The 12,001-nt window shown below is 27.1% G+C and carries 12 protein-coding genes; all 12 read left to right on the top strand.

Features of this window, described 5'->3' with window-relative positions:
- On the top strand, positions 1–789 hold a 789-nt coding region (gene galU, locus ACH5BF_RS14095), incomplete at its 5' end, for a UTP--glucose-1-phosphate uridylyltransferase GalU (RefSeq protein ID WP_423274884.1).
- A 2-nt stretch (positions 790–791) separates the two neighbouring features.
- Entirely contained in the window at positions 792–2,006 is a 1,215-nt protein-coding gene (locus tag ACH5BF_RS14090) for a glucose-6-phosphate isomerase (protein ID WP_423274864.1), read from the top strand.
- The gene (locus ACH5BF_RS14085; protein ID WP_423274863.1) at positions 2,007–3,212 is read left to right on the top strand and encodes a nucleotide sugar dehydrogenase; all 1,206 of its coding nucleotides are present in this window, start codon (positions 2,007–2,009) and stop codon (positions 3,210–3,212) included.
- A gap of 13 nt (positions 3,213–3,225) precedes the next feature.
- On the top strand, positions 3,226–4,491 hold the full coding sequence (locus tag ACH5BF_RS14080; protein ID WP_423274883.1) for an oligosaccharide flippase family protein: 1,266 nt from the start codon (positions 3,226–3,228) through the stop codon (positions 4,489–4,491).
- Positions 4,484–5,074 (top strand): acyltransferase, encoded by a 591-nt coding sequence (locus tag ACH5BF_RS14075; RefSeq protein WP_423274882.1) that lies wholly within the window; start codon positions 4,484–4,486, stop codon positions 5,072–5,074. The genes ACH5BF_RS14080 and ACH5BF_RS14075 overlap by 8 nt, the downstream gene beginning before the upstream one ends.
- A complete protein-coding gene (locus ACH5BF_RS14070; protein ID WP_423274881.1) occupies positions 5,075–6,409 on the top strand; it encodes an O-antigen polymerase in 1,335 nt (444 codons plus the stop codon). It abuts the gene before it with no gap.
- Positions 6,406–7,575, top strand: coding sequence for a glycosyltransferase (locus tag ACH5BF_RS14065; protein WP_423274880.1), 1,170 nt, complete (start codon positions 6,406–6,408; stop codon positions 7,573–7,575). Before ACH5BF_RS14070 ends, ACH5BF_RS14065 begins: the two co-directional genes overlap by 4 nt.
- On the top strand, positions 7,572–8,474 hold the full coding sequence (locus ACH5BF_RS14060; protein WP_423274879.1) for a glycosyltransferase family 2 protein: 903 nt from the start codon (positions 7,572–7,574) through the stop codon (positions 8,472–8,474). The genes ACH5BF_RS14065 and ACH5BF_RS14060 overlap by 4 nt, the downstream gene beginning before the upstream one ends.
- Positions 8,471–9,019, top strand: coding sequence for a WcaF family extracellular polysaccharide biosynthesis acetyltransferase (locus ACH5BF_RS14055; protein WP_423274878.1), 549 nt, complete (start codon positions 8,471–8,473; stop codon positions 9,017–9,019). The genes ACH5BF_RS14060 and ACH5BF_RS14055 overlap by 4 nt, the downstream gene beginning before the upstream one ends.
- Complete coding sequence (locus tag ACH5BF_RS14050; protein WP_423274877.1) at positions 9,016–9,765, top strand: glycosyltransferase family 2 protein; 750 nt, start codon at positions 9,016–9,018, stop codon at positions 9,763–9,765. Before ACH5BF_RS14055 ends, ACH5BF_RS14050 begins: the two co-directional genes overlap by 4 nt.
- An 88-nt stretch (positions 9,766–9,853) precedes the next feature.
- Positions 9,854–10,999 carry a GDP-mannose 4,6-dehydratase gene (gene gmd, locus ACH5BF_RS14045; protein ID WP_423274204.1) on the top strand — a complete coding sequence of 382 codons (1,146 nt, stop codon included), beginning with the start codon at positions 9,854–9,856 and terminating at the stop codon, positions 10,997–10,999.
- A gap of 42 nt (positions 11,000–11,041) precedes the next feature.
- Positions 11,042–12,001: GDP-L-fucose synthase family protein (locus ACH5BF_RS14040; RefSeq protein ID WP_423274885.1), on the top strand; the 960-nt coding region annotated here is incomplete at its 3' end.

The raw sequence follows: 12,001 nt of genomic DNA, 5'->3' as shown, positions 1-12,001 counted from the left end.
ACAAGATTTTTACCAGCTACAAAAGCAATACCCAAAGAGATGTTACCAGTACTTACAAAACCACTTATTCAATATGGAGTTGAAGAAGCATTAGAATCAGGATGTAGTACTATTTCTATAGTTACATCTAAATATAAAAAAGCCATAGAAGATCACTTTGATACAAATACTGATATTGAAAATTCAATAAAAGGTTCTTCAAAAGAAGAACTTTTAAGTGATCTAAATAAGATTATTGAAACTACAACTTTTTCTTACACTAGACAACTAGAAATGAAAGGTTTAGGACATGCAATTTTAACAGGTGAAACTTTAATAGGTAATGAACCTTTTGCAGTTATATTAGCTGATGATTTATGTGACAATACTTCTAGTGAAGGTGGAGTATTAAAGCAGATGATAAAACTATATGAAAAATATGAGTGTTCAATAGTTGCTATAGAAGAAATACCAAAAGATAAAACAGATAAGTATGGTGTAATTGATGGTGAGCAAATAGAAGACGGAATATATAGAGTGTCAAATATGGTAGAAAAACCAGACCCAAAAGAAGCTCCAACAAATTTAGCGATTATTGGAAGATATATTTTGACACCTGATATTTTTGATATTTTAAGAGATACAAAACCAGGAAAAGGTGGAGAGATACAAATCACAGATGCTTTACTTGAACAAGCAAAAGAAGGAAAAGTTATTGCTTATAAGTTTAAAGGTAAAAGATTTGATTGTGGAAATGTAGATGGTTTTGTTGAAGCTACTAGCTATTTTTACGAGAAAGCGAATAATTAAAGATGAAATATCAAAAGAATTTCTACCAAATAAAATCAAATAATGAAATTTTTGAAAAGATAGTAGAAGAGAAAAATAACATAGGTTATTATAATTTACCTTATCAAGATATTTCAGAGATTTTAAGCTTTTCTAAAACTGTAACTCAAAAAGATATAGTGGTAGTTGGTATTGGTGGAAGTAGTTTAGGAACTTATGCAATAAATAGCTTTCTTAGAAATAAATCAAATGGTAAAAAACTTCATTTTTTGGAATCAACTGATCCTTTAGAATTAAAAAAAAGACTATCGTATATAAATGATATAAATGACACATTATTTATAATCATCTCAAAATCTGGTACTACAATTGAGACTATTTCAGTTTTCAAATACTTACATAGTCTAGTAAAAATTGATAAAACAAATTGTGTTTGTATTACAGAATATGATAGTAAACTAAACTCATATGCAAAAGAAAATGATATAAAAACTTTTGAAATTCCAAAAGATGTAGGTGGAAGATTTTCAGTATTTTCACCTGTAGGCTTAGTTCCTTTATCTATTATGGGAATAGACATACAAAAACTTCTAGATGGATGTAAAGAAGTAAATAATAGCTTTTTCGAAAAACAAGAGTATTTTCATTCAATCTTTGAAAAAGCTAGATTTATGGTAGAGAATAAAAATAGATTTAATATAAATGTAATTTTTTCATATTCTTCACTTTTAGAAGGTTTTAATAAGTGGTATATCCAACTATGGGGTGAAAGTCTTGGAAAAGTAAATATAAATGGGACAAGACAAGCTTTAACTCCAATAGGACTAATAGGTCCAGTAGATCAACACTCTTTTTTACAGCTAATAATGGAAGGGGTAAGAGATAAGACAGTTACATTTATAAAAGTAGATGACTTTGAGGAAGAAACGATAATACCTGATATATCAATTCCTCATTTAGAAGAGTTAGATTATGTAAATAATATTAAGTTTAAGGACTTGATAAATATGCAAGCAGACTCTACAATAGAAGCTGTAGAAAAGTGTGATAATATCCCAACAGATGTGATTACAATAGAGAAGGTAGATGAATTCAATATAGGAAAACTTATGTACTCATATCAACTTTTAACATCAATAGTTGGAAGTTTTATGCAAATAAATACTTATAATCAACCAGGTGTTGAAGAAGGTAAGATAATTTTAAAAAATAAGTTAAAAAATGAGGATATGAAGTAAATGAAAATAGCAATAGCCGGGACAGGGTACGTAGGCCTGTCAAATGGAATACTATTAGCCCAAGATAATGAAGTAATAGCATTAGATATAGTTGCTTCTAAAGTAGAACTTTTAAATAATAAAAAATCACCAATAGAAGATAAAGAAATAAGTGAATACTTATTAAGAGATGATTTAAACTTTAAAGCTACATTAGATAAAAAAGAAGCATATAAAGATGCAGACTTTGTAATTATCTCAACACCAACAGACTATGATCCTGAAACAAACTACTTTAATACAAAATCAATAGAGTATGTAATAGCTGATGTACTAGAAATAAACCCAAACACTACAATGGTAATAAAATCAACTATTCCTGTAGGATATACAAAAGAAATATCAAAAAAGTTTGATACAAATAATATTATATTCTCTCCAGAGTTCTTAAGAGAAGGGAAAGCCCTACATGATAATCTGTACCCTTCAAGAATTATCGTGGGTGAAAAATCTCAAAGAGCAAAAACATTTGCGAATCTACTTGCTCAAGGTGCTATAAAAAAAGATATAGATATTTTATTTACTGATTCAACTGAAGCAGAAGCAATAAAACTATTCTCTAATACATACTTAGCTATGAGAGTAGCTTACTTTAATGAACTAGATTCATATGCTCAATCACATAACCTTGATTCAAAACAGATAATAGAAGGTGTAGGATTAGATCCAAGAATTGGAAATCATTATAATAATCCAAGCTTTGGATATGGTGGATACTGTTTACCTAAAGATACAAAACAATTAAGAGCAAACTATGAAGATGTACCACATAGCTTAATCTCAGCAATTGTAGAAGCAAATACAACTAGAAAAGATTTTATAGCCCAAAGTATAATAGAAAAACTAAATTTAACACCTGTAAACCCAGATAATATAGAAACTTCAAAAAAAGTAGGAGTATATAGACTTATCATGAAAGAAGGAAGTGATAACTTTAGAGCTTCTGCAATTCAAGGAATAATGAAAAGAATCAAAGCTAAGGGAATAGAAGTAGTTATCTATGAACCAAACTTAGAAGATGAAGTATTTTTTAACTCAAAAGTAATAAAAGATTTAGATGAGTTTAAAAAAGAAGCAGATGTAATAGTAGCAAATAGACTTAGTGAAGACTTACTTGATGTTCAAGATAAAGTTTATACTAGAGATATTTTTAATAGTGATAGTTAAGGTGATATAAAAAATGAATTTAATAAAAAAAATACTTAGTAGTAGTTTATGGCTTCTAATAGGTAACTCTATAGGAAGGCTAGCTATGTTTTTAGCAAATATTTTTGCTGCAAGATTGCTAACACAAGATCAATTTGGTCAATTTGCTATGATAAGAAATACTATATCAAGTGTTGAAGGTTTAATTAGTGGGACACTAGGTTCAACTGTAATCAAAAAAGTTGCAGAAACTTCACATAATGAAAAAGAAAATTTACCCTATCTACTTTCAACTATTTTTATTATAAATATTATTATATCTTTTTGCATATCTTTAATATTATTCTTTTTTTCAGATTTTATTGTAGAGAAGTTTTTTTTAAATAACATTACAGTAATAAATGCTCTGTATATCGGTATTATCATTTTAGTTACAACAACATTTTCTACTCTTATGCAAAATATCCTTATAGGATTTGAAGAATTTAGAAAAATAGCAACTTTAAGTCTTATCACATCAACTATATCTATTCCTATTATATTTTTATCTATCTATTTTTTTGGACTTTATGGTGGACTTTTTGGAGTTAGTTTTTACTTTGCATTTGATTTTATGGTGAAGTATTTTTACTATAAAAAGTTAAATCATAAAACAAAATTTGAATTAGAAAAATTTAAAAATGAAAGTAAAAGGATATTATTGTTTAGTACGCCTCTACTTCTAGCTGTAATAATCAATGCTTTTACATTTTGGTATGCAAGAGTATTAGTAATAAATGAAACAAATAGTTTTAAAGAAATAGCAATCTTTGATGCTGCATTTCAGTGGCTCACTATTATTATGATAATTACAAGTGCTACAACAAATGTAGCGTTAAGTATGTTATCCAAAACTTCAAATGACAATACAGAAACTAAAAATATATTTATAACTAATTTATTAGTTAATTTAGGGATATCTGTAGTTATTGCTTTTGTTTTTATGTTGTTTTCTAAAGAAATTATGAGTTTATATGGTAAAGATTATATTATAGGTTCTACAACTTTGATTATTTTGAGTATTACATCAATATTTTTTACTCTAGCAACTTTATACAATAGATATATGGTTTCAATTTCAAAAATATGGTTGCTATTTTTTGCAGCTTTATTAGGCTCGATTTTTATGTTTATTTATTTAAGTTTTCAGAAAAATTTAAATAGTGAAATATTAGCTAACTCATTTTTAATATATTTTTTAAGTGGAACTATTATGTATATAATTAGTTATTATTTTATAAAAAGGGCTAAATATGCATAAATATTTATTAAAAATAAAAAAACTTGTTGTAAAAAGTGGCTTTACTCTATTTATTTTGAGGTTACCATTTAGAATTATAAGATATTTATTAATTAAGTTTAATTCATATTTTTGGAAACACTTCTTAAAAGAATGTGGGAGAAATGTAACTATAGAACTAGGTGTACATTTCGAAAATCCAAAAAATGTAATTATTAAAAATAATGTTTACATTGGAAGTAACACAATATTTGGAACTGAATTAGATGAAGGATATATAGTATTAGAGGATAATATTCATATTGGTAAAAATTGCAAGTTTGATCATACTGGTAATATACATGTCGGAAAGTATACTTTATTTTCAGAAAATGTAAAAATTCTATCACATACTCATGGATATGATCCTAGAAGTAAACCTTTACCAAAACCTTTAATAATTGAAGACAAATGTTGGTTTGGAATTAATACTATTATTTCTGAAAATTGTAACGTAATAAAAACAAATACAATCACTGCTACAAGTAGTGTTATAACAAAAGATATATTAGAACAAAACACTATATACGCTGGTATACCTGCTAAAAAGATAAAAAGTTATTAAATGCCAATTTTAACTATATATACATATTTATTTTTTTTACTAATTTTATATTATGTAATAAATATACACCAGAAGAATGATGATATTTTCTCTCCAAAAAGTTTTTTTATCATTTTTACACTATTTGAAATACCATATGCATTCAAGATAATAGATAATTTAGATTTAATTCCTTACTATGCAAAAATTCATATAAAAGATTTTAGTGAAGTTTACTTTATCCATTTTTTCAATAGTTCATTATTCATTATATTTGTTATAGTTTCACTTGCTATTTTTAATCCTAGACCAAAATATCTATATAATTTATTAAAAGATTCAGACAATAGTCATAGGATAAATCTTCTGACACATTTATCATTACTTTTACTTTGTTTCCTAGGATATTATTTATTCCTAAATTCAATTGGTGGGCTATTCTATTTATTACAAAATATAGATTCAAAATCTACTATTATTGCTGGTACTGGTTATTATCAAGCTATTTATTATACTGCTGGTTTCTTATCAGTAGGCTATTTAGTCATAGCTTTTTCACAGAGTAATAAAAGTTTGATAAAAAAAATTTATCTAGTTGTAATTATTTTAAGTATATTTCTGATTTTTACTTCAATAGGAAGTAGAAAAACTCCTATATTATTCATATTATTTACATTTTTAATATGGAATTATCATATTAATAAAGTCAAAATATTCACAACTAAAAATATTATCTTCGGATTTATTGGATTGATTTATTTTTCTGCTATGCCTTTGTTTAGAGCTCAAGGAGCTTTTGAATATTATTCAAATAATTTAGATATATTATTTATAGATTCTTTCGAAAAATTATTTAATTTTTTTGAGAGATTTAGTGAATTAGATCGTTCTTTAATGATATATTCAATATTTGATTCTTCAAATTATTGGCTAGGTACAAGTTTCAAAGACATATTATATGCTCCAATTCCAAGAAGTATGTTTCCTGACAAACCTCCATTAGATGAAGGTGTATATATTTATAATATTGCACATGGAAATATCGTATCTCCTACAACATCACTGCTAAAAATGACAGCAGTAGGATGGCCACCAAATACAATAACTAATATGTATATAAATTTTGGTTATATAGGAGTACCTATAGGAGGATTGATATTTGGATATTTTCTTAAATATTTCTATAACTTAGTAGTTCATTTAAACTATAATCCAATTGGAATGTACTTGTACTCAAGTGCAATCTTCGGTTCTTTGGCATTAACCAATAGAAATATTGTTTCATTTTTAACAATGATTGTTTTCTCAATCATAATAGTTAAATCTATACAATTTATTACAAGGATACGCTTTTGAAAATAAACCTAGTTATACCGTCATTTTATCCAGCTACAATATATGGTGGCCCAATATTTTCTACTTTACATACTTGTAAAGAGTTATCAAAACTAGATAATATAAATATAAATGTATCAACTACAAATACAAATATGCATAATAAGCTTGATGTAGAAGTAAATAAAAAAATAAAATTTGAAGATAACTTTTATGTAAAATATTATGATGAAACAAAAGTAGATAAGTTTTCTTTACAATTATTTTTAAATGTTTGGAAAGATATTAAAAAGTCAGATATTGTTCATATTCAAGCTATTTTTAATACACCTGTTCCAATATCACTGTTATATGCAAAACTATTTAATAAAGCTATCGTTTTATCTCCTAGAGGTTCACTTGGTCTTTGGTGTTTGGATAATGGAAACAGATTTAAATCTTTATGGCTAAATAAACTTTTAAAACCTTTGGTTAAAAATATTACTTGGCATGCAACAGCTACACAAGAAAAAGATGAGATTTTATCTATTTATCCAAATGCAAAAGTAACAATCATACCAAATGGTATAGAATTTGATAATTATCAAAATTCAAATATATTATCAAGTAAAGAATATGTAAATAAGTTTACAAATCAAAATTTTGAATCAAATAAAATCATAATATCTATGGGAAGACTTCAAAAGAAAAAAGGCTTTGATATTTTAATTGATAGTTTTAATATAGTATTAAAATCATTTCCAAATAGTGTTTTACTTATAGCTGGTTCAGATGAAGGTGAAGAAAAAAAACTAAAAAAACAAATTCAAAATTTAAACTTAGAAAAAAGCATTTTCTTAATAGGTGCTATATCAGGGCAAGATAAAATTGACTTTTTAGCAAATGCAGATTTATTTTGCTTACCATCACACAATGAAAACTTTGGAAATGTGTATGTAGAAAGTTTAGCTACAGGTACTCCAATAGTAGCTAGTAAAATGACACCTTGGAGTGAAGTAGAAGAATATAACTGTGGTAAATGGGTTAATAATAATATAGTTGAGACTTCAAAAGCTATGAATGAAATATTAAATCAAGATAAAAATAAATTAAAAGAAAATTCTAAAAACCTAGCATCAAAATATGACTGGAAAAATATAGCTGCTGAATTTAAAGAATTATATGAATCAGTATTGGAGAAGAAATGAAACAAGATATATCAGTAGTAATACTTACATATAATGAAGAACTTCACATCGAAAGATGCATTAAATCTTTATTACCTGTAGTAAAAAACATTTTTATTATAGACTCTTTTTCAACAGATAAAACAGTTGAAATAGCACAAAATCTTGGAGCAAAAGTTTATCAAAACACATGGATAAATTATGCTCTACAGTTTCAATGGGGACTAGATAATTGTCCAATAGAAACAGAATGGGTAATGAGAATGGATTCTGATGAATATATTCTTCCTGAACTTCAAGAAGAGATTTCATCAAAAATTTCAACTATGAAAGGTGATGAATCAGGGATTTATATAAAAAGAAGAGTTTATTTTAAAGACAAATGGATTAAACATGGAAGTTATTATCCAACTTGGCTACTTAGAATATGGAGATATAAAGATGGCCATATTGAACAAAGATGGATGGATGAACATATAAAACTATCAAAAGGTAAAACAATCCAGTTTGAAAATGATTTGGTAGATGATAATCTAAATGATTTAACATGGTGGACAAATAAACACAATAATTATGCTACAAGAGAAGCCGTAGATGTATTAAATATAATTCATGAATTTTTAAAATATGATGAAGTTGATTCGAATTTTTTTGGAACACAAGAAGAAAGAAAAAGATATTTAAAAAAGAAATATGCTAACTTACCTTTATTTACAAGACCTTTTATATATTTTCTATGGAGATATTTTATAAAACTAGGTTTTCTAGATGGGAAACAAGGTTTAATTTGGCATTTTTTACAAGGTTTTTGGTATAGATTTTTAGTAGATGCAAAAATTTATGAAATACAAAAGAAAGCTAAAGACTCAAATTTAAGTTTAAAAGACACTCTAATTCAAAAATATGGTTTTAAATTATGAAGCAAGTAAACCTAAATAAATACAACAACGACTGGTACAATCCAGGCTCAACTTCTAAAAAACTTATTTGGTATTTTGTAAATATGTTTTTATTTAAAACTATGTTACCTATACCATCAAATATAAAATGTAAAGTACTTAAACTATTTGGTGCAATAGTAGGTCTTGGTGTAGTTATAAAACCAAATGTAAGTATAAAATATCCTTGGCTTTTGGAAATAGGTGATTATTCTTGGATTGGAGAAGATGTTTGGATTGATAATCTTGCAAAAATAACTATAGGTAAAAATTGTGTTTTATCACAAGGAAGTTTTTTGCTTACGGGAAGTCATGATTATACTTTGGAGACGTTTGATTTACTAACACATGAGATAGTTTTAGAAGATGGTTCTTGGGTTGGTGCAAAGGCAACTGTTTGCCCTGGAGTAACATTAAAATCACATAGTGTACTAGCAGTTGGAAGTATAGCTACAAAAGATTTGGAAGCATATCATATATACCAAGGTAATCCAGCTATCAAAAAAAGAGAAAGAGTTATAAAATGAAAGTATCAATCATAACATCAGTATGGAATAATAAAGAGACAATAGAAGATGCTATAAAATCTGTACTATTACAAAACTATCCTGATATAGAATACATTATAGTAGATGGTGCATCATCTGATGGTACAGTTAATATCATCAAAAAATATGAAGACCAAATTACAACCTTTGTAAGTGAAAAAGACAAAGGCATCTATGATGGGTTAAATCGTGGGGTATCACTAGCTACTGGTGATATTATAGGTTTTTTACATAGTGATGATATTTATGCTGATGAAACTATCATATCTAATGTAGTAGAAACATTTAAGTCAAATGATACCGATAGTATATATGGAGATCTAGTATATGTAGATAAAAAAAATACTTCTAAGATATTTAGATACTGGAAAAGTGGGGAATACAGCTACAAAAAGCTAACAAATGGATGGATGCCACCTCACCCTACTTTTTTTGTAAAAAGAGAGTTTTATAAAAAGCATGGAAACTTTGATCTAAATTTTGGTATCGCTGCTGATTATGACTTCATGCTTCGAATGTTAGGAAAATACAAAATCACAACATCATATCTACCAAAAGTACTTTATAAGATGAGAGTAGGAGGAGCTAGTAACAGAAGTCTAAAAAACATCATTCAAAAATCAAAAGAGGATATAAAAGCTTTAAAAAATAATGGTATAGGTGGATGGCATACAATAGTTATGAAAAACTTATCAAAGATACCACAGTTTTTAAAGAAAAAATAAATTTATAATGACTAGTGCTAATGAGTGATATCAAAGATACTACTTGTTAGCACTAAACAAAGTTTAATATAAAGGGAAAATAATAAGAATGGCAGAGCAAAAAGTAGCATTAATAACAGGAATCACAGGACAAGATGGATCATATCTTGCAGAATTTTTACTAAAAAAAGGATATATCGTACATGGTATAAAAAGAAGGTCTTCTTTATTTAATACAGATAGAATAGATCACTTATACCAAGATCCTCATGTAGAAAATAGAAACCTAATATTACATTATGGTGATATGACAGATTCTATGAATTTAACAAGAATTATTGCTGAGTGTCAACCAGATGAAATTTATAATTTAGCTGCAATGAGCCATGTTGCAGTTTCTTTTGAAACACCTGAATATGTAGCAAACGCTGATGGTACAGGAACATTAAGAATTTTAGAAGCAGTGAAACTACTAGGTTTAGAGAAAAAAACAAAGATTTATCAAGCTTCTACTTCAGAATTATATGGAAAAGTTCAAGAAACACCTCAAAGTGAAACAACTCCTTTTTATCCAAGATCTCCTTATGCAGTTGCAAAAATGTACGCTTACTGGATTACAGTAAATTATAGAGAAGCATATGGAATGTATGCGTGTAATGGTATTTTATTTAATCATGAATCTCCTGTTAGAGGTGAGACTTTCGTAACAAGAAAAATTACAAGAGCAGCTTCTAAAATAGCACTAAATTTACAAGATAAATTATATTTAGGTAATTTAGATGCAAAAAGAGATTGGGGACATGCAAAAGATTATGTTCGAATGATGTGGATGATTTTACAAGCAGATGAACCAGAAGATTGGGTTATTGCTACAGGACAAACTACAACAGTAAGAGACTTTGTTAAGTTTGCTTTTGCTTATGCAGGTATTAATTTAAGATTTGAAAATGAAGGTGTTGATGAAATTGGTATTATAGATAGTTTTGATGAAGAAAAAGCAAAAGTATCGGGTATTGATTTATCTCATTTAAAACTTAACCAAACAGTTGTTTGTGTAGACCCAAGATACTTTAGACCAACAGAAGTTGATTTACTATTAGGTGATCCTTCAAAAGCAGAGAAGAAGCTTGGATGGAATAGAGAGTATAATCTTCAAGACTTAGTTGAAGATATGATGCAAAGTGATATAAAACTTATGACAAAAGACCAATATCTAAAAGATGGTGGTTATAAAATTATGAGTTACTTTGAATAGTAATAAAATTAATATAAAGTATATTTAAATATGTCAAATATAATAAATAAAAATTCAAAAATATATGTAGCAGGACATAGAGGTTTAGTAGGTTCTGCAATAGTTAAAAACCTTCAATCAAAAGGTTATACAAATATTATTTATAGAACACATAAAGAACTAGACTTAACAGATCAAAATGCAGTAGAAGAGTTTTTTAGTCTAGAAAAGCCAGAGTATGTAATTCTTGCTGCTGCAAAAGTTGGTGGAATAGTTGCAAATAATACATATAGAGCAGATTTTATATATGAAAATCTTGCTATTCAAAATAATGTAATACACCAATCATATGTACATAAAGTAAAAAAACTTCTATTCTTAGGATCAACTTGTATTTATCCAAAAGAGGCTCCTCAACCAATGCCAGAGGATTGTTTATTAACAAGTCCACTAGAATATACAAATGAACCATATGCAATAGCAAAAATAGCTGGTATAAAAATGTGTGAATCATATAACTTACAATATGGAACAAACTTTATATCTGTAATGCCAACGAATCTATATGGACCAAATGATAACTTTGATTTAGAGAAATCACATGTACTTCCAGCACTAATTAGAAAGATATACTTAGCAAAACTTTTAAATGAAGGAAATACACAAGCTGTATTAGATGATTTAAATATGAATTCTTTAGAAGAAGCTAACAATTACCTTGAAAAATTTGGTGTGAATAAAGACTCAGTAGAGATATGGGGAACAGGGAAACCAAGAAGAGAGTTTTTATATTCAGAAGATATGGCAGATGCTTGTGTATTTTTACTAGAGAATAGAGATTTTACAGATACTTATGATAAAAATCAAAAAGAAGTAAGAAATACACATATAAATATAGGAACAGGTGTAGATATATCTATAAAAGAGTTAGCAACTTTAATTCAAGATATTATTGGATTTAAGGGTGACTTAGTATTTAATACAGAAAAACCAGATGGAACGATGGTTAAGTTAACTGATCCT

The sequence above is a fragment of the Arcobacter pernae genome (genome assembly GCF_049472135.1).
Lineage (GTDB): Bacteria > Campylobacterota > Campylobacteria > Campylobacterales > Arcobacteraceae > Arcobacter_B.
Note: the sequence above shows the minus strand (reverse complement) of the source record. Positions and strands in the feature narration are given on the sequence as shown.

Bases quoted from the DNA above. Each gene is read 5' to 3' on its own strand.
- ACH5BF_RS14090 (WP_423274864.1), top strand. From the start codon at position 792: ATGAAATATCAAAAGAATTTCTACCAAATAAAATCAAATAATGAAATT.
- ACH5BF_RS14085 (WP_423274863.1), top strand. From the start codon at position 2,007: ATGAAAATAGCAATAGCCGGGACAGGGTACGTAGGCCTGTCAAATGGA.
- ACH5BF_RS14080 (WP_423274883.1), top strand. From the start codon at position 3,226: ATGAATTTAATAAAAAAAATACTTAGTAGTAGTTTATGGCTTCTAATA.
- ACH5BF_RS14075 (WP_423274882.1), top strand. From the start codon at position 4,484: ATGCATAAATATTTATTAAAAATAAAAAAACTTGTTGTAAAAAGTGGC.
- ACH5BF_RS14070 (WP_423274881.1), top strand. From the start codon at position 5,075: ATGCCAATTTTAACTATATATACATATTTATTTTTTTTACTAATTTTA.
- ACH5BF_RS14060 (WP_423274879.1), top strand. From the start codon at position 7,572: ATGAAACAAGATATATCAGTAGTAATACTTACATATAATGAAGAACTT.
- ACH5BF_RS14055 (WP_423274878.1), top strand. From the start codon at position 8,471: ATGAAGCAAGTAAACCTAAATAAATACAACAACGACTGGTACAATCCA.
- ACH5BF_RS14050 (WP_423274877.1), top strand. From the start codon at position 9,016: ATGAAAGTATCAATCATAACATCAGTATGGAATAATAAAGAGACAATA.
- gmd (WP_423274204.1), top strand. From the start codon at position 9,854: ATGGCAGAGCAAAAAGTAGCATTAATAACAGGAATCACAGGACAAGAT.